We start from the raw sequence: 22,583 nt of genomic DNA on the forward strand, positions 1-22,583 counted from the left end.
CGCGCGCCCGGCTCAGCGCCGGGTCTGACAGCCCGGGCACCAGTAGAGCATCCGACCGGCCACCTTCTGGCCCACCACGGTGCTCCCGCACCGGTCACAGGTCTCGCCCGCCCGGTGGTAGGTGGCGAAGCGGCGCTCGAAGAACTCCCCGAGCCGCTCACCGGTCAGCGCCGCGGTGATCGGGCGCACGCTGCCGTCGGCCACAATTCGCTCCGCCTCGTCGACCTGGTCGTCCAGCGTCAGGATCTGCCCGAACGCCACTCCCAGCGGGAGCAGCCGGACGAGGTCCGACCAGATCTCCCACCACAGGTCGACGGCCAGCTCGCGGCCGGGGGTGAGCGGGTCGATCCGGTGCCGGTACAGCACCTCGCAGCGGTAGACGTTGCCGATCCCGGCGAGCACGGCCTGGTCGAGCAGGAGGGCGCCGATACCCCGCCTGGTACGCCGGATCCTCGCCAGGGCGACCTCGGGGGCGGCGGCCGGATCGAGCGGGTCCGGGCCGAGCGCGGCCCGGACGGACCGGCGGGTGTCGCGGTCGACGAGCGCACAGACCATCGGACCACGCAGGTCGGCGTAGTGCTGCGCCCCGACCAGCCGCAACCGGACCGTGCCGGCCGGGGCGGGCGGCTGGTGAGCAAAAGGGATGACCGGGAAGGTGCCGATCAGGCCGAGGTGGACGTGCAGGATCCGGTCCCCGATCTCGACGAACAGGTGCTTCCCGGCGGCGGTCGCGTCCTCCAGGACGCGTCCGTCCAGCCGAGCGGCGTCCGCGGCGAACCGTCCCTGCGGGCTGGTCGCGGAGACGCGACGGTCCCCGAACGCACGGGTCAGGCGAGCGGCCAGGGCATGGATCGTGTGGCCCTCCGGCACCGGGTCAGCCCAGGTCCTCGACGCCCATCAGCGTGAGGATCCGCTGGAGATCCTCGACCGAGGCGAACTCCACGGTGATCCTCCCCTTGCGGCGGCCCAAGGTGATCCCCACCCGGGTGTCGAGGCGGTCCGCCAACGTCGTGGTGTAGTCGTCCAGCTGGGGGTGCCGCGTGCCGGGGCGGGCGTGCTGCCGGGCGGGCGGCGCCGTGGGCGCGTCGCCGAGCGTGACGATCTCCTCCACGGTTCGCACGGACAGCCCCTCGGCCACGATCCGCTGGGCCAGTCGCTCCATCGCGGCGGCGTCGGTCAGGCCCAGCAGGGCACGGGCGTGGCCCGCGGAGAGCACCCCGGCCGCGACCCGTCGTTGCACGAGCGGCGGCAGCCGCAGCAGGCGCAGCGTGTTGGAGACCTGCGGCCGCGAGCGCCCGATCCGCGTGGCGAGCTCGTCCTGGGTGCACCCGAAGTCCTCGAGCAGCTGCTGGTAGGCGGCAGCCTCCTCGAGCGGGTTCAGCGCGGTGCGGTGCAGGTTCTCCAGCAGGGCGTCGCGCAGCAGCTCGTCGTCCGGGGTGTCCTTGATGATGGCCGGGACGAATTCGAGGCCGGCTGCCTGCGCCGCCCGCCAGCGGCGCTCGCCCATCACGAGCTCGTACCGGACGCTGCCGTCCGGGCCGCCCGCGGCGGTGTCGGCCGGCGCGTCCGACGCTTCCGCCGCGATCCAGCGGAGCACGACGGGCTGCAGGATGCCGATCTCGTTGACCGACTGCACCAGCTCGGCGAGCTCGTCCGCGTCGAAGATCGTGCGGGGCTGCCTCGGGTTGGGCCGGATCGCCGTGACCGGCACCTCGGCGAAAACCGCGCCGGGCACGGGCGCGAGGCTGCTGTCGGCCGGGTCCGGGTGTCCCGCCGGGTCGCTCCGCTCGGACCGGGCGCCGTCAGCGGCCCCGGCTCCCATCGCTTCGGGGTCACCCGGCCGGTCGGTGCGCGTGAGCGCGACGGCCGGGGCACCGTCGGGTCCGGCTTCGTCCTCGGGCGGCGCCCCGATCTCCTGCGGCACGCCGCCGGTCGCGCCCGGTTGCCGAGCCGGGAAGAAGACGTCGACCGGGCGGCCGTTCGGGCCGGGTGGCGCGCTCGGGATCAGCGCCCCCAGCCCGCGCCCCAGCGCCTGCCGCTTGTCCGCCATGGCCCACTCCTCCTGTGCGTGGCGCGCCTGCGGCGCCTCCCGCAGTCTAGGCGCCGCGCCGTCTCGCATCCGGGCGGCGCTCCGAGGGGCAGAGCTGTTGTTTCCCCGATCAGGTCCCATGTTTCACGTGAAACACCGACCGGACCGGTCAGATCGCGCCCGCCGCCCCCCGCTGCGCGATCTCGCTCGCCGCCTCCAGGTAGGCCAGGGCACCACTGCTCGACGGGTCGTAGGTCATCACCGTCTCGCTGAAGCTCGGCGCCTCCGAGATCCGGACCGAACGGGGCACGGTCGTGCGCAGCGTCTGCTCCGGGAAGTGTTCGCGCACCTCCTCGGCGACCTGGGCCGACAGACGGGTGCGGCCGTCGTACATGGTCAGCAGGATCGTCGACACGTGCAGGGCCGCGTTGAGATGCGACCTGACCAGCTCGATGTTCTTCAGCAGCTGCGAGAGGCCCTCCAGCGCGTAGTACTCGCACTGGATCGGGATGAACACCTCCTCGGCGGCCACCAGGGCATTGACCGTGAGCAGTCCCAGGCTCGGCGGGCAGTCGATCAGGACGTAGTCGTAGCCCTGCTCCTCGAGCGCGGCCGCCTGCAGGGCCCGCTTCAGGCGGGACTCGCGGGCCACGAGGGAGACGAGCTCGATCTCGGCCCCGGCCAGGTCGATAGTCGCGGGTGCGCACCGCAGGCCCGGGACGGCCGCGCAGGGCTGGACCACCTCGGCCAGCGGCTTGTCCCGGACCAGCACGTCGTAGACCGAGGGCAGGTCGGCGTGGTGGTCGATGCCGAGCGCGGTGCTCGCGTTTCCCTGCGGGTCGAGGTCGACGACGAGGACCTGCAGCCCGGACTGCGCCAGGGCCGCGGCGGTGTTGACGGCGGTCGTGGTCTTGCCGACCCCGCCCTTCTGGTTGGCCACCGTCAGCACCCGGGTGCCACCGGCCGGCTTGGGGAAGGCCCGTCCGGTCAGCCGGATGCGTCGCCGCGCGTTCTCTGCCAGCTCCTGCGCGACGGGGGTGTCCGGTCCCACGTTAGGGATTTCCGCGGCGAGCTCGGCCCGATCCCGGGCCGCATCGGCCGCCTCCACGTCATCCTGCGGGTCCTCCGGGCGCTCGACCGGCTCGTCCCCGGCCGGTGGGTCATCCGCCGCCTCGTGTTCCCCGCCCTTCGGCCCGGGTTCCGCAGCGTCCGGCAGGTCGACAGGCGTTTCACGTGAAACGGCAGCTCTCGGGTCGGGCCAGCCGAGGCGGCGATCCACTTCGCCCGCCGACTCGGCATCCGGCCAGCCCAGGTTGCTCGACACGGTCACTGGGACTCCACCTCCGGGAGCTCGATCGGGATGGGCAGCCGGTCGTACCTGACCCGGTCCGCGGCGGGCTGCACCTCAGCCACCGCGCCGCACTCTCGCACCACGACCGGTCACGTTACCGTCGCGTCTGCCCCGATGGCGGTCCTGCCGCCGGCGTGCCGAGCCGGCACTCGTGCGGCCGCCGGCCCGCAACGACCGCACGTCGACCGACCGGTCGAGCACGAGCCGAAGCACGGTCGTCTCGCCGACTCCTGCGGGGTCGGTGATTGCGATGGCCTCGGCACGTCCCACCCCGAGGCGGCGCAGCTCTCCCTCGGCCCGGGCCAGCTCCGTCCTGCCGTGACCGCCCTTGAGGGCCAGCAGCTGTCCCGGGACGTCGAGCAGCGGCAGCGTCCACTCGGCGAGCCGGACGATCCCGGTGACCGCACGAGCGGTCACCCATGGCGCGGTCAGCTCGCCCCAGAGGGACTCGGCCCGAGCGGTGTGCACGGTGACGTTGGACAGCGCGAGCTCGGCCACCGCGCAGGTGAGCCACGTGGTCCGCCGGGCCAGCGGCTCGACGAGGTGCACCTCCAGATCAGGGCGGGTGATCGCCAGGACCAGGCCGGGCAACCCCGCTCCGGACCCGACGTCGATGAGCCGCCGGCCCGGTCCAGCCGCCGGGATCAGGTCGGCGAGGACCGCGCAGTTGAGCACGTGGCGCTCCCACAGCCGGGGCCCCTCGCGGGGCCCGAGCAGACCGTGCGCGATGCCGGTGGTCGCGAGCAGGGCCACGTACCGCTCGGCCGTCCCGAGCCGGGGCCCGAAGACCTCCTCGGCCCGGGACGGAGCCGGCGGTGGAGGCAGCATCGCGGGCCGGTCCGATCCCGCGTTCACCTGTGCTCCCCTCTGCCTGCCGCAAACGGCTCCCGGGCGGGCTCGGCCCCTGTCCTGTCCTGTCGGGCGCGGCGGTGCTCAGCCCGGCTTGATGACGATGTACCGGTTCGGCTCGACGCCCTCGGACTCGGAGACGAGTCCGGCGGCCGCAACCTCGTCGTGCACGACCTTGCGCTCGAAGGCCGACATCGGCTCCAGCTCGCGGCGGCCTCCCGTCTGCTGCACCGCCGCGATCGCCTCGTGGGCCAGCTCGACCAGGGCGGCCCGGCGGGCGGCCCGGTGCCCGGCGATGTCGAGCATGAGCCGGCTGCGCTCACCGGTCTCGGCCTGCACCGCGAGCCGGGTCAGCTCCTGCAGCGCCTCCAGCACCTTGCCGTCGGTGCCCACCAGCCGGCGCGGCACCCGCCCCTCGTCCGAGTCCACGATGGCCACCACCGCGCGATCCCCGTCGACGTCGACGTCGAGGTCACCGTCGAGGTCGGCGATGTCGAGCAGCGTCTCGAGGAAGTCGGCGGCCACCTCGCCCTCGCGCTCCAGCTGCTGGATCCGCGCGGCCCGACGCGAGCCGCCCGCCTGCCCGGTCGCGGCGTCACCCGTCGGGGTCGCCAGCGGGTCGACAGGCGCCACCGGGTCGGCGGGGGTGGCCGGCGGCGGCTCGTCCGACCCGCGCACGGGCCCCTCCGTCGGCTCCGGGCCCTCGCTGGGGACCGGGGCCACCCCGGCGGCCGGGCCGTCCGTGGGTGGTGGTGCCGACACGGGGCGAAGCTCGGCCTCGGTGTCGGGCTCGGCCGGCTCCTGCCGCTGCGGGCTGTCGCTCATTGGTTCTCCTTGTTCCGCCGCGTCGACGACCGCCGGGGCACCGCACCGATGCCTGGCCGCGGACGCGGGACTGACCTTGGTCCTGGGGGAAGGGCCGCTAGGTGCGCCCCTTCTTCTTGCTCCGCTTCTTGCTCACCGGCTGCTGGCGCTGTCTGGGCTTGGGCTCCTCGACCACGGTTGCCACCTCGGTATCGCTGCCGGCCTGCAGCCCGGGCACGGTCACGTGCTTGGTGGCCCGCCCCTTGCGCCGGTCGCGGTCCTCCATGGCCTTGTACGCCGCCGAGCCCGGTGCGGGCATCTTGCGGATGACGTAGAACTGCTGGCCCATCGACCACACGTTGGTGGTCAGCCAGTAGATCAGGACGCCGATCGGGAAGTTCACGCCGGAGATGGCGAAGAACAACGGCATCAGGTAGATCAGGATCTTCTGCTGCTTGGCGAAGGGGTTGTCCAGCGCCGAGGCGGGCATGTTCTTGCGCATCAGCTGGTGCTGGGTCGTGAACGTGGTGACCGACATCAGCACGATGAGCACGCCGGCCAGGATCTTGACGTTGAGCGACTCGGTGCCGAGGAAGTGGTCGGACAGTCGGGCACCGAAGATGTTCGACGACTCGATGGTCGCGGCGACCTGCTGGGTGATCGGACCGATCGGGGAACCACCGTTGGGGTTGCCCTCGGCGATCGCCCGCAGGTTGTTCAGCAGCTGGAAGAGCGCGAAGAAGAACGGGCTCTGGATCAGGATCGGCAGGCAGCTGCTGAACGGGTTTGTCCCGGTGCGCTTGTACAGCGCCATGATCTCCTGCTGCTGGGCCTTCTGCGACTCGGGGTCGCGCTTGCCCTTGTACTTCTTCTGGATCTTCTGCATCTCGGGCTGGATGAGCTGCATCTGGCGCGAGGAGTGGATCTGCTTGACGAACAGCGGGAAGAGCAGGACGCGCACGACGACGGTCAGCCCGACGATCGAGAGCGCCCAGGCCCAGCCGGTGGGCAGGCCGATGACGTCGAACAGCCAGTGCCAGGCGTACATCACCCAGGCTTCCCCGAGCTTGATCGGGTAGAGCAGGGTGTTGAAGAAGTCGATCAACGTGGTCCCTCTGTGACGGCGGTGAGAGGCTCACCAAGGGTGGTCGGGGTGACCGGGTCGGGTGCAGCAGGTGTCCGGTCGGGGCGAGCCGGCCGGATCACCCGGTGGTTCGGATCTGGTGCAGCTGCTCCGAGTGGCGCTCCTCCCACCTGTCCGGAACGTGGTCGATGCCCCCGGGGTTCCACGGGTTGCACCGGCCGAGACGGCACAGCACGAGCCAGCCACCGCGGACCGGACCGAAGCGCGTGAGCGCGGTGACGGCATACGTGGAGCACGACGGGTAGAAGCGGCAGGTCGGCGGGCGCAGCGGTGAGACGAACAGCTGGTAGAGCCGCACGAGCAGGACGAACGGCGCGGACAGGATGCGGTTCATCGCACCCTCACGGGCGAGAGCACGCGGGCGAGCTGGCGCGCCAGCGCCGCGTCGAGCTCGTGGTAGCTCGCCGTGGCGGCCGCCGGGTTGGCGCGTACGACGAGGTCGCACCCCAGGGGTATGACGCTCAGCCGGCTCGCCGCGCTCGCGCGCAGCCGGCGTCTGGTGCGGTTGCGGGTCACGGCGTTGCCGACCGCGCGGGACACCACGAAGCCGACACGCGGCGGTAGGCCCGCCCGCGCACCGGTCCGGTTGGCATGCACGACGAGGAGCCGTCCGCCCACTCTGTGTGCCCCGGGGCCGCGCACCGTCGACGTGAAGTCTGCGCTCGCGCGCAGGCGATGACGTGCCGGCAGCACCGGGTCACCTCAGGCCGACAGCTCGGTGCGGCCCTTGCGACGACGGTTGGCCAGGATCGCGCGACCGGCGCGGGTGCGCATCCGCAGGCGGAAGCCGTGCGTCTTGGCTCGGCGTCGGGTGTTCGGCTGGAACGTGCGCTTGCTCACGTGCTACTCCGTGTGGATCGCGGGGCTGCCGCGCGCAGGACGCACAGTGAACCCGTTGGACATGGCTTCGGGCGGTCGGCGACCGCAATCGGCAAGCCCATGGATGACTCTGAGGGGTCAGTCTGCGCGACTGGGTCCAGGTCGGCGCCACGGGCATGCGAAAGAGGTCGCCGAGAGGCCGTCCACCACGATACGGGAGCCGCCGAAGGAGGGTCAAACCCACCGTCCGGCGCCGCGCACAGCGTGGCGAGGGGCCGACACGGCCCGGTAGGCAAGGCGACACGCCGGGCATCCCGGAGGTTTCCTCCCGTGCGGTTGTCAGGTCCTGCCGAAGGCGTTAGGTTTCGTGTCTCACGGTCCCTGCGCGCACCCCTGCACGGCTCACCCTGTATACACAGTTTGTGGACAACCGTGTGGACAACGGCCGACAGTGCGGCATGCAGCCCGGTCGTGGAGCCCGCCGACAGGGAAGAGTCAGGGACGGTGAAAGTGACGGTGACCTCGGACGACGTCGACTACGGACAGGTCTGGCAGCTCACGCTTGCGACCCTGGACACGGTCGGACTGCCCCACCAGGACCGGGCCTTCGTCCGGCTCTGCCGGCTCGTCGGGGTCCTCGACCAGACCGCGCTCGTGCGGGCGCCGAACCCCTTCACCAAGGACTTCCTCGAGAACCGGGTCCGAGGTCAGGTGACGGACGCGCTCTCGCTGCACCTGGGCCAGCCCGTCCAGCTCGCGGTCTCGGTCGACGAGGCGCTCGAGCAGGACTTCGGCCTGCTGGTCGAGGAGCCGGCGCCCGGCCCGGACCCGACGACCGACACCTTCGGGCGCCGCGACGGCTCGCACCTGCACCTCGTCGGGTCCGCTGACCGGCTCAGCGACCTGCGCGAGAACGCCCCGGCGCTGAACGGGGCCGACCTCGACGAGCCGCTCCCGACCGCAGGCGAGAGCGGCCCGGGTCCCCTGCGGCACCGGCCGGACCCGGGTGTCCCGGGTGACACCCGGCTGAACCCGAAGTACACCTTCGACACGTTCGTCATCGGCGCGGGGAACCGGTTCGCGCACGCGGCCGCGGTCGCCGTCGCGGAGGCGCCCGCCAAGGCGTACAACCCGCTGTTCATCTACGGCGAGTCCGGGCTGGGCAAGACCCACCTGCTGCACGCCATCGGCCACTATGCGCGCTCCATGTTCCCCGGCGTGAAGGTGCGCTACGTGAACTCCGAGGAGTTCACCAACGACTTCATCAACAGCATCCGCGACGACAAGGCGAGCACCTTCCAGGCCCGGCACCGCAGCGTCGACGTCCTGCTCATCGACGACATCCAGTTCCTGCAGGGCAAGCTGCAGACGCAGGAGGAGTTCTTCCACACCTTCAACACCCTGCACAACGCCAACAAGCAGATCGTCATCACCAGCGACCTGCCGCCGAAGGAGCTCTCCGGCTTCGAGGACCGGATGCGCACCCGGTTCGAGTCGGGCCTGCTGACCGACGTGCAGCCCCCGGACCTGGAGACACGCATCGCGATCCTGCGCAAGAAGGCCATCCAGGAGCGGATGTCGGTGCCGGACGAGGTGCTCGAGTACATCGCCAGCAACTTCTCGACGAACATCCGCGAGCTGGAGGGTGCCCTGATCCGGGTCACCGCCTTCGGCAACCTGAACCGGCAGCCGATCGACCGCGTCATGGCCGAGATGGTCCTGAAGGACGTGCTGCCCCACGAGACGCCCAACCAGGTCACCGCGGCCACGATCATGGCCGTGACGGCGCAGTACTACGCGGTCACGATGGACGACCTCTGCGGCTCCTCCCGGTCGCGCCAGCTCGTCACGGCGCGACAGATCGCGATGTACCTCTGCCGCGAGATGACCGAGCTGTCGCTGCCGAAGATCGGCCAGCACTTCGGCGGCCGCGACCACACCACAGTCATGCATGCCGACCGCAAGATCCGCGAGCTGATGGGTGAGCGCCGGGCGATCTACAACCAGGTCACCGAGCTGACCAACCGGATCCGGCAACAGACCCACTGAGCGTCCGACCGAACCCTGCAGAGCACCCCCCACGCCCGAGCCGTCCCGTCCCCCCGATCCGTCCCGTCCCCCCGAGCCCTCCTCCCGGCGCCGTTTCCCGAGCTGCCCCCGGGCCACGTCGGGCGCCCCGTGACCTTCTCTGCCCACAGGTTTTCCACAACGGGCGAGACCTGGGAGCCGGGTTGCTCCCGACCAATCCTCCACACCCTGTGGAAAAACCTGTGGAGACCTCGTCCCCAAGGTGCCGCGCCGAGGCTGGGCCCATCGCGGCCATGCAAGAGGACCCGGACCTGCGCCTGCACAGCCCCTGTGGGCAACCACGGACACCTGTGGAAAACCTGGTCCGGCGCGGGGAAGGACCCGTCCGTCGGGCGATCCGCGCTGTGGATGGCGCGCCGTCGTCCACAGCCACGCCCCGGCTGCACCTCACCGTCCACAGCCTCGTCCACACCCCGACACGCCCGGTGACGTGCCCCGCTGCGAGCGATCCACACGATCCACAGCACCGACGACCACTACGAGACCTCCCAGAAGAGGGCGCGCCCCGAGAACGAGTGTGGAAACGGCCCGACCGGACCGGGCGCTCCAGGTGCCGTGGGGCCGGGTGGTGCCGTGGGCGCACGGGCGACTAGTGTCTGAGCCCCAGTGGTCCGTCCTTTGACGAAGCGAGGGTGACGTGAAGCTCCGGGTTGACCGTGAAGTCCTGGCCGACGCCGTCACCTGGGTGGCGCGGGGCCTGCCGGCGCGGCCACCGGTACCCGTGCTCGCGGGCGTCCTGGTCGAGGCGGACCTGGCCGGCACCCTCACGCTCTCGGCGTTCGACTACGAGGTCTCGGCCCGGATCACCGTCCCTGCCGACGTCTCCGAGCCGGGCGAGGTGCTCGTGCTCGGCCGGCTGCTGACCGACATCGCGCGCAACCTGCCGGCCCGGCCGGTCGACGTGTCGACCGACGGCAGCAAGGTCAACCTCGTGTGCGGCTCGTCCCGCTTCAGCCTGCGCGAGATGCCCGTCGCCGACTACCCGACGCTGCCGGCGGCCCCGGAGGCCAGCGGCACCGTCGCGGGCGACGTGTTCACCCAGGCCGTCGCGCAGGTCTCGGTCGCGGCCGACCGCGGCGACACCCTGCCGATCCTGACCGGCGTGCGCATGCAGATCGAGGACGAGCGGATGACCCTGCTGGCCACCGACCGCTACCGACTCGCGATGCGCGAGCTCACCTGGAGCCCGGTCACCTCCGGCATCGACCACGTCGCGCTCGTCCCGGCTCGGCAGCTGTCCGAGATGGCCAAGGCCCTCGGCGCCGCGGGCTCCATCGAGCTCGAGCTGGGCTCCGGCAGCGACGGGCTGATCGGCTTCGAGGCGGGCCGGCGCCGGGCCACGACCCGGCTGCTCGACGGCGAGTACCCCAAGGTCGCCTCGATCTTCCCGACAGACCTCGAGACCGAGGCAGTCATCGCCACCGACCTGCTCGAGGAGGCCGTCCGCCGCGTGGCCCTCGTCGCCGAGCGCAACACCCCGGTGCTGCTCGGTTTCACCGACGGCCAGGTCTCGATCGAGGCCGGCAGCGGCGACGACGCACAGGCCTCCGAGGCCGTCGAGGCGAGCCTGACCGGCCCCGAGATCCAGATCGCGTTCAACCCGCAGTTCCTCCTCGACGGCCTGCACGCGGTGGGCACCGCGTTCAGCCGGCTCTCGTTCACCCAGCCGAGCCGCCCGGCAGTGCTCACCGGCCAGGCCGAGGCCGAGGGCGAGTCCGACCAGGGCTACCGGTACGTGCTCATGCCGGTCCGCTTCGCCAGCTGAGCCGCCGCACGCCGGATCCGCCCTGACCGAGGGGATGTCGCTCGGCAGGCGTAGCCTCGGAGGCACCCGCCCGGCCCGGGCGGAACTGTGGACCCGCCGGTTCACACCGTCAGGAAGGCAGGCGAATGCAGCTCGGACTCATCGGTCTCGGCAAGATGGGTGGCAACATGCGCGAACGGTTGCGTCGCGCCGGCCACGAGGTCGTCGGCTACGACCGCAACCCGGCAGTCTCCGACGTCGCGAGCGTGCCGGATCTCGTCGCGGCGCTCACGGCGCCACGCACCGTCTGGGTCATGGTCCCGGCCGGTGCGCCCACCCGCTCCACGGTCGAGCAGCTCAGCGGCCTGCTCGCGACCGGCGACCTGGTCATCGACGGCGGCAACTCCCGGTTCACCGACGACTTCCGCAACGCGGAGGTGCTCGGCGAGCAACAGATCGGCTACCTCGACTGCGGGGTGTCCGGGGGCATCTGGGGGCTGGCCAACGGCTACGGCCTGATGGTCGGCGGCGACGAGCGCTGGGTCGAGCACGCGATGCCGATCTTCGACGCGCTGCGCCCCGAGGGCCCGCGTGACGAGGGCTTCGTCCACGCCGGCGACGTCGGAGCCGGCCACTACACGAAGATGGTGCACAACGGCATCGAGTACGGCCTCATGCAGGCCTACGCCGAGGGCTACGAGCTGCTCGTGCGCAAGGACATCGTCAAGGACGTCCCCGGCGCGTTCAAGGCGTGGAGCCGGGGCACCGTGGTCCGGTCCTGGCTGCTCGACCTGATGACCGGTGCGCTGGCCGAGAACCCCACCCTGGCCGGCGTGTCCGACTACACCGTCGACTCCGGCGAGGGCAAGTGGACCGTCGAGGAGGCCGTCGCGCTCGAGGTGCCGATGCCGGTGATCTCGGCGGCGTTGTTCGCCCGGTACGGCTCGCGCCAGGAGATCTCCCCGACGATGCAGGCCGTCGCCGCGCTGCGGGGCGCGTTCGGCGGGCACGAGGTGATGACGATCGAGGAGGGCCAGGCCCTGCGACGCGGCGAGGGCCCCACCTCGGCGGCGCAGCACGTCGCGGCCAAGGGCATCGACGAGAAGGCCGACGCCGAGCGCCCCCTGGCGGCCCGGCCCGCGCCGACCGCCTACGTCGACCTCACCGGGCCGGTATCCGGGGCCTCGGCCGGGGCGAGCCCGGCACCGCAGCCGGACTAGCCGGGTCGTGTACGTCCGACACCTGACGCTGGCGGACTTCCGCAGCTATCCGAGCGCCGAGCTGGCCCTCGACCCGGGGGTCACCACGCTCTGCGGGCGCAACGGGCAGGGCAAGACCAACCTGGTGGAGGCCATCGGCTACCTCGCGACCCTCGGCTCGCATCGCGTGGCGAGCGACCAGCCGCTAGTCCGGTTCGGGACCACCCGGGCGGTGGTACGTGGCCTGGTCGTGCGCGGCGAACGCGAGACGCTGGTCGAGCTGGAGATCACCCCCGGGCGGGCCAACCGCGCCCGGCTCGGCCGGTCCCCGGTGTCGCGCCCCCGCGACGTGCTCGGCACGCTGCGCACCGTGCTGTTCGCTCCCGAGGACCTCGCGCTCGTCAAGGGCGAGCCGGCCGAGCGGCGCCGGTTCCTCGACGAGCTGCTCGTGCAGCGCCAGCCCCGCTGGGCCGCGGTCCGGTCCGACTACGACAAGGTGGTGCGCCAGCGCGGCGCCCTGCTCAAGCAGGCCGTGCCCCTCCTGCGGAGCGGGCGCGGGAGGCGCGGCGAGCGGCATACCCCGCGAGCGGACCCGGAGGGTGAGCAGCAGGCCCGTGCGTCCGTGCTGCAGACCCTGCACGTGTGGGACGCCCACCTGGCGACCGTCGGGGCCCAGCTGCTGTACGCGCGGCTGCGGCTGCTGCGCGACCTCGGGCCCGACCTGGCCGAGTGCTACGACGCGGTGTCCGAGAGCCGGGCGAACGTCCGGGCGACCTATCGCAGCTCGCTGCACGAGGAGGCGGCCGGGCCGATCGCCTCCGGTGCGGTGCCCGAGGTAGAGCAGCTGCGCGCCGCCCTGCTCGAGAGCCTCACGCGGGTGCGCGACCAGGAGGTCGAGCGAGGGGTGTGCCTCGTCGGGCCGCACCGCGACGACCTCGTCCTCACGCTCGGGGACCTGCCCGCCAAGGGCTATGCGAGCCACGGCGAGTCCTGGAGCCTGGCACTCGGGCTCAGGCTGGCGGCCTATCGGCTGCTGCGGCGCGACCTCGGCGAGGACCCGGTGCTGGTCCTCGACGACGTCTTCGCCGAGCTCGACACCGGGCGCCGCGCCCGGCTGGCCGAGCTGGTCGCCGACTGCGAGCAGGTCATCGTCACCGCCGCGGTCGTCGCCGACGTGCCGGACCGGTTCCGGCGGCAGGGCGCCACGTTCGAGGTCGAGCTCGGCCACGTCGCCCCCACCGGCCCGAACGGTCCGTTCGAGGGTGAGCGGGCCGGACTGCCGGACGGCTTGCTCCCGACCGGTCCGTTCGCGAAGGACCGGGTCGAGGTGGCGTCCGGCCCGGTTCGCCCCGACCGGCTCGGCGACCCGGCACCCGCCGTGAGTGACCCGCCGTGAGTGACCGCCCGGCCGAACCCCGGCCCCGGCCCGCCGCCGAGTCCGCCGGCCCACCGCCACCCGAGGACGCCGCGGCCGCGGCGTTGGCGCGGGCCCGGGCCGACGCGCTCGAGAAGGGCCTGCGACCCGGGATGCGGCCCAGGCGACGGGTGCGTCCGACCGGGTCCGGGGTGATCCTGTCCGGGGCCGACCGCGACGGCCGGGACCCGAGCCTGCTCGGTGAGCAGCTCGACCGGCTGGTCGCGGACAGGGGGTGGCAGCTCGACGTCACCGTCGGCTCCGTGCTGGGCCGCTGGGACGAGATCGTCGGCCCGGACGTGGCCCAGCACGTCGAGCCGGTGTCCTTCACCGACGGCCTCCTCACGGTGCGCACGGACTCCACCGCATGGGCCACCCAGATGCGGCTGCTGGCCTCGCACGTGCTGGCCCGCATCGGCGCGGAGGTCGGCGCCGGCGTGGTGACCGAGCTGAGGGTGCGCGGCCCGGGCGGACCGTCCTGGCGGCGCGGCCGGCTGCGGTCCCCCGACTCCCGCGGGCCGCGCGACACGTACGGCTGAGCGGACCCGTCCGGCGCGCGCCCTTCCCGGTCGGCACCGGGCCAGCGGCCCACCTCCGGCCTCTCGACGCGCCGGGGGAGGCGAATGTCGGCGGTCCGGACCACACTGGACCCATGAGGTGCCCATCGATCATCCCGCCCTATCTTCTCGAGCAGCTGGCCCAGGGCGACGACGACGCCCTCGCGCGACGGGCCCGCGAGTCACTGCACCACGACCGACGGCTGCGCACCGGTGGCCGGTTCCTGCCGCCCCTCGGCTACCAGCCGTCCGGGCTGCGGACCGCGGGACCACCGGCGACCCGCGCCGAGCACCCCGCGCCGGGGACGCAGGCGCCCGGGCTCGACCGCACCATCGGCGACGCGGACAACCAGACCACCACCCCCGGGCGCACCGTCCGCACCGAGGGCCAGCCGCCGGTCGCCGACCCCGCGGTCAACGAGGCCTACGACGCGCTCGGCTACACCTGGCACCTCTACGACGACGTCTACGACCGCAACTCGATCGACGGCAAGGGCATGCCGCTGCTGGCCACCGTCCACTACGGCCAGAGCTACGACAACGCCTTCTGGGACGGCACCCAGATGGTCTTCGGCGACGGCGACGGTATCGTCTTCGAGCGGTTCACCAAGAGCGTCGACGTCATCGGGCACGAGCTGACCCACGGCGTCACCGCCCACACCGCGGGCCTGCTCTACCGGGGCCAGTCCGGCGCGCTCAACGAGTCGGTGTCCGACGTCTTCGGCAGCCTCGTCAAGCAGCACCACCTGGGCCAGAGCGCCGAGCAGGCCGACTGGCTCATCGGCGCCGAGCTGCTCGCCCCGGGCGTGCACGGCCGGGCCCTGCGCGACATGCACCACCCCGGCACCGCCTACGACGACCCGCGGCTCGGCAAGGACCCGCAGCCGGCCGACATGGACCACTACGTCGACACGACCGAGGACAACGGCGGGGTCCACATCAACTCCGGCATCCCCAACCGGGCCTTCACCCTGGCCTGCCTCACCGTGGGCGGGTCGGCGTGGGAGACGATCGGGCCGGTCTGGTACGCCGTGCTGACCGGCGACGCAATCCGGGCCGACTGCGACTTCGCCACCTTCGCCGGGCTCACAGTCGCCGCGGCCGCGAGCAGGTACGGCGACGGCTCGGCCGAGCAGGGCGCCGTGCGCGACGGCTGGGTCACCGTCGGTGTCCTGGCCGACGACGGCGGCCGCGCCCCCGCGGCGAGCCGCGCGGCGCCGCGCGGCCTGGACCGGGGCCTGGCCGGGCCCGACGCCCAGGTCGTGCTGCGGCGCACGGGCGGCTTCGCCGGCATCGTCCGCGAGCGCCCGTTCTGCCTGGGCGACCTGCCCGAGCGCGACACCAAGAACTGGCAGCAGCTGCTGGGGGTGCCCACCCTGGACCAGATCGCCGGCGAGCAGGGGGGTCACCCCGACATGTTCAGCTACTCGATCACCTGCCCGCAGGCCGGGCTCGAGGTCACGGTGGCCGAGCCGCACCTGCCCGAGGCGATCCACCAGCTGTTCGAGCGCACCCTGCGCCAGTGACCGGGCCGACCCACGTCGCGCTGTTGCGCGGCGTGAACGTCGGCGGCACCGGCAAGCTGCCGATGTCCGAGCTCCGGGAGGTGCTCGAGGGCCTGGGCCACCGCGACGTCGTCACCTACATCCAGAGCGGAAACGCCGTGTTCACCCCGGGGACGCCGGCCGACCCGGCGACCCTGGCCCACACGCTCGAGGCGGCCATCGGGCAGGTGGCCGGCTTCCGTCCGGCGACCGTGGTGCTGACGGCGGCCCAGCTCCGGACGGTCCGCGCCGGCAACCCGTTCCCGGAGGTGACCGAGCCCAGGCAGCTGCACGCGGGCTTCTTCCCGCACCCGCTCGGGCCGGCGTATGCCGCCCAGGCCCGCCGGGCGCAGCAGCTGGCTCACGAGCAGGGCAGTCACGACCGGGTCGCGGTCGACGGGGCCGTGGTCTACCTGCACACCCCCGACGGGCTCGGCCGCAGTCGGCTCGCGCCGCTGCTCGGCCGGATCCGGGACGACGAGGGGGCGAGCGTGCCGGGCACCTTCCGCAACTGGGCGACCGTGACGAGGCTGGTGGCCCTGCTCGGGGGCTGACGCGCACCCGGCCGCACGCCTGGCCCGCCGCGCTGACTCGGGCTGCCCGGGCTGGCCGACTGCGCCGGCCCACGTTGACCCGCCGCCTGCCGGCCCCGCGGAAACGTCGCGCAGGCGCGCTGGGAGCCCCGGTCGTGACCCTCCCCCCGGCGGGGCCCACCGCTGGGCGTCTCGACGGCGGTTCCGGGCCGCGCACGGCATGCTCCCGGCCACTCGGACGGTAGGATGGAGGGGTTGCGGCTCGACCATCGCGTCGAGCCGCCCCGGTGTCGCCGCACGACTGCCGCACAACTGCTGTGCGGCCGGCGCCACCGGGAGTGCACGACGAGCAAGGAGAGACGTGTCCGAGGCCGACCCGATGCCAGAGCCGCTCGCTGACGACCCCTACCTGCGACACCTGCACCCGGACCACAAGCCCAACGGCGTCGACTACGACGCCAGTGCGATCACCGTCCTCGAGGGGCTCGAGGCGGTACGCAAGCGCCCGGGCATGTACATCGGGTCGACGGGCGAGCGCGGCCTGCACCACCTGGTCTGGGAGATCGTCGACAACGCGGTCGACGAGGCCCTGGCCGGCTACGCCGACACCATCGACGTCACCCTGATGGCCGACGGCGCGGTGCGCGTCAAGGACAACGGCCGCGGCATCCCGACCGACCTGCACCCGGTCGAGCACATCAGCGCGGTCGAGCTCGTGCTGACCCAGCTGCACGCCGGCGGCAAGTTCGGCGGGGGCGGCTACAAGGTGTCCGGCGGGCTGCACGGCGTCGGCTCCTCGGTCGTCAACGCCCTCTCGTCCCGGCTCGACGTCGCGGTCCGGCAGAAGGGCCACGCCTTCCGGATGAGCTTCGAGCACGGCGTGGCGACCGGACCGCTGCAGCAGATGGAGGAGACCCAGGCGACCGGCACCACGATCACCTTCTGGGCCAACCCCGAGATCTTCGAGACCACGCACTACGACTTCGAGACGATCCGGGCCCGGTTCCAGCAGATGGCCTTCCTCAACAAGGGCCTGACCATCAACCTGGTCGACGAGCGCGTCGTGCAGGCGCCCGACGACGCCGACGAGGATCTCGACAACGTCGACGACGTCATCGAGCAGGTCGAGCGCGACGACGAGGACCCGGCCGTGCCCGAGGGCACGACCAAGGTCGTCGCCGCCAAGCGGGTCTCCTACCGCTACGACGGCGGCCTGGTCGACTACGTGCACCACCTCAACGGGTCGAAGCGCAACGAGCCGGTCCATCCCGACGTGATCAGCTTCGAGACCGAGGACGACGCCAAGTCGCTCAGCCTCGAGGTCGCGATGCAGTGGACGACCGCGTTCAGCGAGTCGGTGCACACCTACGCCAACACGATCAACACCCATGAGGGCGGCACCCACGAGGAGGGCTTCCGCGCGGCCCTGACCAAGCTGGTCAACGAGTTCGCCCGCAAGCAGAACCTGCTCAAGGACAGGGACGACAACCTCACCGGCGACGACGTCCGCGAGGGCCTGACCGCGGTCATCTCGGTCAAGCTGGCCGACCCCCAGTTCGAGGGGCAGACCAAGACCAAGCTCGGCAACTCCGAGGTCAAGGGGTTCGTCCAGAGCGCCATGACCGACGAGTTCGGGCACTGGCTCGAGTCGCACCCCAGCGAGGGCAAGGACATCGTGCGCAAGGCGGTCCAGGCGGCTGCGGCGCGGATGGCGGCCCGCAAGGCCCGCGAGGCGACCCGGCGCAAGGGGCTGCTCGAGTCCGGCGGGCTGCCCGGCAAGCTGAAGGACTGCCAGTCCAAGGACCCGGGCGCCTCCGAGGTGTTCATCGTCGAGGGTGACTCGGCGGGCGGGTCGGCCACCCAGGCGCGCAACCCGCACACCCAGGCGATCCTGCCGATCCGCGGCAAGATCCTCAACGTCGAGAAGGCCCGGATCGACAAGATCCTGTCCAACCAGGAGGTCCAGGCGCTCATCTCGGCCTTCGGCACCGGGATCGGCGAGGATTTCGAGCTGGCCAAGGCCCGCTACCACAAGATCATCCTGATGGCCGACGCCGACGTCGACGGCATGCACATCCGCACGCTGCTGCTGACGCTGCTGTTCCGGTTCATGCGCCCGCTCATCGAGGCCGGCTACGTCTACCTCGCCCAGCCGCCGCTGTTCCGGCTGCGCTGGAGCAACGCGCCCCACCAGTTCGCCTACTCCGACCGGGAGCGCGACGGCCTGAAGGAGCTGGGCGAGGCCCGTGGCTGGCGGCTGCCCAAGGACAACCCGATCCAGCGCTACAAGGGCCTCGGCGAGATGAACTACACCGAGCTCGGGGAGACGACGATGGACCCCGAGACGCGCACGCTGCTGCAGGTGACCCTCGACGACGCAGCCAAGGCCGACGAGGTCTTCTCGGTGCTCATGGGCGAGGACGTCGAGTCACGCCGCACCTTCATCCAGAAGAATGCCCGCGACGTTCGCTTCCTGGACATCTAGCACCAGCCCGGATGCCGACACACGGGAGCTCCCGGCCGCGGGCGGCAGGCACCCCCGTGGGTCCCCGAGAACCCGGCCGCGAGACAACGGCGCGTTGGACGGGAAGCCCGGTGAGCGGCATACCCCTTGAGCTTGAAACCGACCGTACGACGAAGGAACCGACGTGAGCGACGACCTGCCTCCCAGCGACGGGAACGAGCCCCCCGAGGAGGACCAGAGCCACCTGCAGGGCACCGCCCCGGTCGAACGGGAACCCGGCCAGCACGACCGCGTCGAGCCGATCGACCTGAACACCGAGATGCAGCGCAGCTACATCGAGTACGCGATGTCGGTCATCGTCTCGCGCGCGCTGCCCGACGTGCGCGACGGCCTGAAGCCGGTGCACCGGCGCATCGTCTACGCGATGTATGACGGCGGCTACCGGCCCGAGCGCGGGTTCAACAAGTGCGCGCGGGTCGTCGGCGACGTCATGGGCCACTACCACCCGCACGGCGACTCGGCGATCTACGACGCGCTCGTGAGGCTCGTGCAGGACTGGTCGATGCGCTACCCGCTCGTCGACGGGCAGGGCAACTTCGGCTCACGCGGGAACGACGGGGCGGCCGCGCCCCGCTACACCGAGTGCCGGATGGCGCCGCTCGCGATGGAGATGGTGCGCGACATCGAGCAGGACACGGTCGACTTCGTGCCGAACTACGACGGCAAGACGATGCAGCCGACGGTGCTGCCCAGCCGGTTTCCCAACCTGCTGGTCAACGGCTCGGCCGGCATCGCGGTCGGCATGGCCACGCAGATCCCGCCGCACAACCTGCGCGAGGTCGCCGCCGCCGCCCAGTACTACCTGGCCCACCCGGACCTGCCCCGCGAGGAGTTCCTGGAGGAGGCCATCCGGATCGTGCAGGGGCCCGACTTCCCGACCGGGGCCCTGATCATGGGTCGGAAGGGGATCGAGGACGCCTACCGGACCGGGCGCGGGTCGATCATCATGCGCGCGATCGTGCAGGTGGAGGAGATCCGCGGCCGGCAGGCGCTCGTGGTGACCGAGCTGCCCTACCAGGTCAACCCCGACCAGCTCGCGATGAAGATCGCCGACCTGGTCAAGGACGGGCGGATCGCCGGGATCTCCGACATCAGCGACGAGACCTCCGGACGCACCGGGCAGCGCCTCGTCATCACGCTCAAGCGCGACGCCGTGGCCAAGGTGGTGCTCAACAACCTCTACAAGCACACCCAGCTGCAGACGACCTTCGGGGCCAACATGCTCGCGCTGGTCGACGAGGTGCCCCGCACCCTGCCGCTTTCGGCGTTCATCCGGCACTGGGTCGAGCACCAGATCGAGGTCGTCGTCCGGCGCACGCGGTTCCGCAAGGCCAAGGCCGAGGCCGAGATCCACGTCCTGCGTGGGCTGCTGAAGGCCCTCGACATGCTCGACGAGGTGATCGCGCTGATCCGGGGCAGCGCCACCGTCGAGGACGCGCGGGCGGGCCTGATCGGGCTGCTGCAGATCGACGAGGTGCAGGCCAACGCGATCCTCAACATGCAGCTGCGGCGGCTGGCCGCCCTGGAGCGGCAGCGGCTGGTCGAGCAGCACGACGAGCTGCAGGCCCTGATCGACGAGTACACCGCGATCCTCGCCTCGCCGGAGCGCCAGCGCGAGATCGTCTCGACGGAGCTGCAGGGCATCGTCGACAAGTACGGCGACGAGCGGCGTACCGCGATCGTGCCCTACGACGGCGACATGTCGGTGGAGGACCTGATCCCCGAGGAGGACGTCGTCGTGACGATCACCCGGGGCGGCTACGCCAAGCGGACCAGGGTCGACCAGTACCGCTCGCAGAAGCGCGGCGGCAAGGGGGTGCGCGGGGCCACGCTGCGCGGCGAGGACGTCGTCGAGCACTTCTTCACCACGACGACCCACCACTGGCTGCTCTTCTTCACCAACCTGGGCCGGGTGTACCGGGCCAAGGCGTACGAGCTGCCCGAGGGCTCGCGCGACTCGAAGGGCCAGCACGTGGCCAACCTGATGGCCTTCCAGCCCGACGAGCGGATCGCGCAGGTGCTGGCCATCAGCGACTACGACGCGGGCGACTACCTCGTCCTGGCGACCCGGCGCGGCCTGGTCAAGAAGACCCGGCTGGGTGACTACGACTCGCCACGCTCCGGTGGGGTCATCGCGGTCAACCTGCGCGACGGGGACGAGCTGGTCGGTGCCGACCTGCTCTCGTCCCGCGACGACCTGCTGCTCGTGTCTCGCAAGGGCCAGTCGCTGCGGTTCCACGCCACCGACGACGCGCTGCGACCGATGGGGCGGGCCACCTCCGGGGTCACGGGGATGAAGTTCCGCCGCGGCGACAGCCTGCTGTCCATGTCGGTCGTGGAGGAGGGCGAGGAACCCGACGTCTTCGTCGTCTTCGAGAACGGGCTGGCCAAGCGCACGCCCGTGTCCGACTACCGGATCCAGGGCCGCGGCGGGCTCGGGGTACAGGTGGCCAAGCTGTCCGACAAGGGCGGCGACCTGGTCGGCGCGCTGATCGTCGACGAGAGCGACGAGGTCATGGTCGTCATGGAGAAGGGCAAGATCGTCAGGTCGCGGGTCGACGAGGTGCGGGTCACGGGACGGTCGACCATGGGCGTGAAGTTCGCCACTCCCGACCGCGGTGACTCGATCGTGGCCGTCGCTCGCAACGCCGAGTCCGAGCACGAGGACGACGACGAGGAGCCGGACCAGCCTCACGAGACCGGTGAAACCGCGGGTGTCACCACGGGCGCGCAAACAGCGGTCTCCACGGTCGATGGCGTACCGTCTGACGAGAACACGAACGACCGGGGTGACAGCTCCGAGAGCGACAGCAGAGGTGACGAGTGAGCACGAGCAGCTCTGAGGGTGTGCCGGCCGGCGCCGGCTACGGACCGGGCTCCTCGACGCGGCACACTGCAGCCGGCGCCTCGCCCGGCCCGGCCGGGCCCAAGGGTGCGTCGGCCGCGCAGCGCAGCGTCGGGCCCACGCAGACCGCCCCTACCCAGGCCGTGCGGACCGGCGAGGCGGGCAGCTCGAGCGAGACGCACGGTGCCGGCCAGGCTCGCATCACCAGCCCGGCACCGGCCTCGACCCAGACCGCGGCCCAGGCCCGCCCGGCCCGCAAGGGGCCCCGGCGGGTGCGGCTGGCCGTCGCCCGGGTCGACCCGTGGTCGGTGATGAAGATGAGCTTCCTGCTCTCGGTGGCCATCGGCATCGCCGGGGTCGTGCTCACCGCGGTGCTATGGATGATCCTGTCGACGATGAACGTCTTCAACGACATCGAGGGGGTGCTGCAGAGCCTGCAGACCGCCACGAGCAACCCGTTCTCGATCAAGGACTACATCGGCTTCGGCCGGATCGTGTCGCTGTCCATCGTCATCGGTGTCATCGACGTGATCCTCATGACGGCGATCGCGACCATCTTCGCGTTCCTGTACAACATCTGCTCCGCGCTCGTCGGAGGCGTCCAGCTCACCCTCACCGACGACTGACGATGCGGGCACGCGAGGCCGGGCGAGCGGCATACCCGGTTTTGGTGCGGCGCGGACCGATCCGGTAACGTGATCCCTCGGCCCGGGTCTGCTGATCCTGGCCGCTTGTCGGTGACCACGGGCCTATAGCTCAGACGGTTAGAGCGCTTCCCTGATAAGGAAGAGGTCGGAGGTTCAAGTCCTCCTAGGCCCACCAGCACCACCGCATCGAGAGGACCAGCCCATGTGGAAGCGTCTCGCCCTGATCGCAGCGTCCGCCGCTGGGGTGGCCTACCTGCGCAAGAAGGCCAAGGACCAGCAGGCCGAGCAGGACCTCTGGGCCCAGGCGACCGACCCGATCCCGCCGGCCACGCCCGGGGAGCCCAAGCCGCAGGCATGACGGCCCGCGGCGCCTGATCGCCGCTCGGGGCCATGGCGCAACTGGTAGCGCACCTGCTTTGCAAGCAGGGGGTTAGGGGTTCGAGTCCCCTTGGCTCCACTCACGTTCGTGCAGGTCAACGGCTTGCAAGTCGC

At 71.8% G+C, this 22,583-nt stretch carries 20 protein-coding genes and 2 tRNA genes; 13 read left to right on the forward strand and 9 right to left on the reverse strand.

Annotated features, from left to right (window positions below; all coding sequences use genetic code 11):
- Nucleotides 1-12 precede the first annotated feature (12 nt).
- From WMI84_RS00295 to rpmH, 9 genes are all read right to left on the reverse strand, one after another.
- Entirely contained in the window at nucleotides 13-870 is an 858-nt protein-coding gene (locus tag WMI84_RS00295; protein ID WP_347349989.1) for a DNA-formamidopyrimidine glycosylase family protein, read from the reverse strand.
- Nucleotides 871-874: 4 nt separating this feature from the next.
- Nucleotides 875-2,050: a ParB/RepB/Spo0J family partition protein gene (locus tag WMI84_RS00300; RefSeq protein WP_347349990.1), complete on the reverse strand. Its 1,176-nt coding sequence runs from the start codon at nucleotides 2,048-2,050 to the stop codon at nucleotides 875-877.
- A gap of 148 nt (nucleotides 2,051-2,198) precedes the next feature.
- Nucleotides 2,199-3,341 carry a ParA family protein gene (locus tag WMI84_RS00305; protein WP_347350005.1) on the reverse strand — a complete coding sequence of 381 codons (1,143 nt, stop codon included), beginning with the start codon at nucleotides 3,339-3,341 and terminating at the stop codon, nucleotides 2,199-2,201.
- A gap of 93 nt (nucleotides 3,342-3,434) precedes the next feature.
- Nucleotides 3,435-4,208, reverse strand: a complete 774-nt coding sequence (gene rsmG, locus WMI84_RS00310; RefSeq protein ID WP_347349991.1) for a 16S rRNA (guanine(527)-N(7))-methyltransferase RsmG — start codon at nucleotides 4,206-4,208, stop codon at nucleotides 3,435-3,437.
- A gap of 105 nt (nucleotides 4,209-4,313) precedes the next feature.
- Complete coding sequence (locus WMI84_RS00315; RefSeq protein ID WP_347350006.1) at nucleotides 4,314-4,844, reverse strand: R3H domain-containing nucleic acid-binding protein; 531 nt, start codon at nucleotides 4,842-4,844, stop codon at nucleotides 4,314-4,316.
- 307 nt (nucleotides 4,845-5,151) lie between these two features.
- Nucleotides 5,152-6,138, reverse strand: a complete 987-nt coding sequence (gene yidC, locus WMI84_RS00320; RefSeq protein ID WP_347349992.1) for a membrane protein insertase YidC — start codon at nucleotides 6,136-6,138, stop codon at nucleotides 5,152-5,154.
- A 97-nt stretch (nucleotides 6,139-6,235) separates the two neighbouring features.
- Complete coding sequence (gene yidD / locus WMI84_RS00325) at nucleotides 6,236-6,511, reverse strand: membrane protein insertion efficiency factor YidD (RefSeq protein ID WP_347349993.1); 276 nt, start codon at nucleotides 6,509-6,511, stop codon at nucleotides 6,236-6,238.
- The gene (gene rnpA / locus WMI84_RS00330) at nucleotides 6,508-6,870 is read right to left on the reverse strand and encodes a ribonuclease P protein component (protein ID WP_347349994.1); all 363 of its coding nucleotides are present in this window, start codon (nucleotides 6,868-6,870) and stop codon (nucleotides 6,508-6,510) included. The genes yidD and rnpA overlap by 4 nt, the downstream gene beginning before the upstream one ends.
- 9 nt (nucleotides 6,871-6,879) lie before the next feature.
- Nucleotides 6,880-7,017 (reverse strand): 50S ribosomal protein L34, encoded by a 138-nt coding sequence (rpmH, locus tag WMI84_RS00335; protein WP_171784913.1) that lies wholly within the window; start codon nucleotides 7,015-7,017, stop codon nucleotides 6,880-6,882.
- 489 nt (nucleotides 7,018-7,506) lie between these two features.
- Here rpmH and dnaA point away from each other — a divergent pair, with 489 nt between their 5' ends.
- The 13 genes from dnaA (at nucleotide 7,507) to WMI84_RS00400 (ending at nucleotide 22,548) form a co-directional block, all read left to right on the forward strand.
- On the forward strand, nucleotides 7,507-9,045 hold the full coding sequence (gene dnaA, locus WMI84_RS00340) for a chromosomal replication initiator protein DnaA (protein WP_347350007.1): 1,539 nt from the start codon (nucleotides 7,507-7,509) through the stop codon (nucleotides 9,043-9,045).
- 676 nt (nucleotides 9,046-9,721) lie between these two features.
- Complete coding sequence (gene dnaN, locus WMI84_RS00345; protein ID WP_347349995.1) at nucleotides 9,722-10,849, forward strand: DNA polymerase III subunit beta; 1,128 nt, start codon at nucleotides 9,722-9,724, stop codon at nucleotides 10,847-10,849.
- 125 nt (nucleotides 10,850-10,974) lie between these two features.
- On the forward strand, nucleotides 10,975-12,048 hold the full coding sequence (gene gnd / locus WMI84_RS00350) for a phosphogluconate dehydrogenase (NAD(+)-dependent, decarboxylating) (protein ID WP_347349996.1): 1,074 nt from the start codon (nucleotides 10,975-10,977) through the stop codon (nucleotides 12,046-12,048).
- Nucleotides 12,049-12,055: 7 nt separating this feature from the next.
- Complete coding sequence (recF, locus tag WMI84_RS00355) at nucleotides 12,056-13,423, forward strand: DNA replication/repair protein RecF (RefSeq protein ID WP_347349997.1); 1,368 nt, start codon at nucleotides 12,056-12,058, stop codon at nucleotides 13,421-13,423.
- Nucleotides 13,420-13,980: a DciA family protein gene (locus WMI84_RS00360; RefSeq protein WP_347349998.1), complete on the forward strand. Its 561-nt coding sequence runs from the start codon at nucleotides 13,420-13,422 to the stop codon at nucleotides 13,978-13,980. Before recF ends, WMI84_RS00360 begins: the two co-directional genes overlap by 4 nt.
- Before the next feature lie 113 nt (nucleotides 13,981-14,093).
- On the forward strand, nucleotides 14,094-15,524 hold the full coding sequence (locus WMI84_RS00365; protein ID WP_347349999.1) for a protealysin inhibitor emfourin: 1,431 nt from the start codon (nucleotides 14,094-14,096) through the stop codon (nucleotides 15,522-15,524).
- Entirely contained in the window at nucleotides 15,521-16,096 is a 576-nt protein-coding gene (locus tag WMI84_RS00370; RefSeq protein WP_347350000.1) for a DUF1697 domain-containing protein, read from the forward strand. The genes WMI84_RS00365 and WMI84_RS00370 overlap by 4 nt, the downstream gene beginning before the upstream one ends.
- Before the next feature lie 358 nt (nucleotides 16,097-16,454).
- Nucleotides 16,455-18,560 carry a DNA topoisomerase (ATP-hydrolyzing) subunit B gene (gene gyrB, locus WMI84_RS00375; RefSeq protein ID WP_347350008.1) on the forward strand — a complete coding sequence of 702 codons (2,106 nt, stop codon included), beginning with the start codon at nucleotides 16,455-16,457 and terminating at the stop codon, nucleotides 18,558-18,560.
- Nucleotides 18,561-18,783: 223 nt separating this feature from the next.
- A complete protein-coding gene (gene gyrA / locus WMI84_RS00380; protein WP_347350009.1) occupies nucleotides 18,784-21,426 on the forward strand; it encodes a DNA gyrase subunit A in 2,643 nt (880 codons plus the stop codon).
- Nucleotides 21,423-22,070 carry a DUF3566 domain-containing protein gene (locus WMI84_RS00385; protein WP_347350001.1) on the forward strand — a complete coding sequence of 216 codons (648 nt, stop codon included), beginning with the start codon at nucleotides 21,423-21,425 and terminating at the stop codon, nucleotides 22,068-22,070. Before gyrA ends, WMI84_RS00385 begins: the two co-directional genes overlap by 4 nt.
- Nucleotides 22,071-22,189: 119 nt before the next feature.
- Nucleotides 22,190-22,266 (forward strand) — tRNA-Ile (locus WMI84_RS00390).
- 27 nt (nucleotides 22,267-22,293) lie between these two features.
- Nucleotides 22,294-22,449, forward strand: coding sequence for a DLW-39 family protein (locus WMI84_RS00395; protein ID WP_347350002.1), 156 nt, complete (start codon nucleotides 22,294-22,296; stop codon nucleotides 22,447-22,449).
- Between the two features lie 26 nt (nucleotides 22,450-22,475).
- Nucleotides 22,476-22,548 (forward strand) — tRNA-Ala (locus tag WMI84_RS00400).
- The last annotated feature ends 35 nt before the right edge of the window (nucleotides 22,549-22,583 follow it).

The organism is Intrasporangium sp., from assembly GCF_039812505.1.
In the GTDB taxonomy this organism is placed as follows: domain Bacteria; phylum Actinomycetota; class Actinomycetes; order Actinomycetales; family Dermatophilaceae; genus Intrasporangium_A.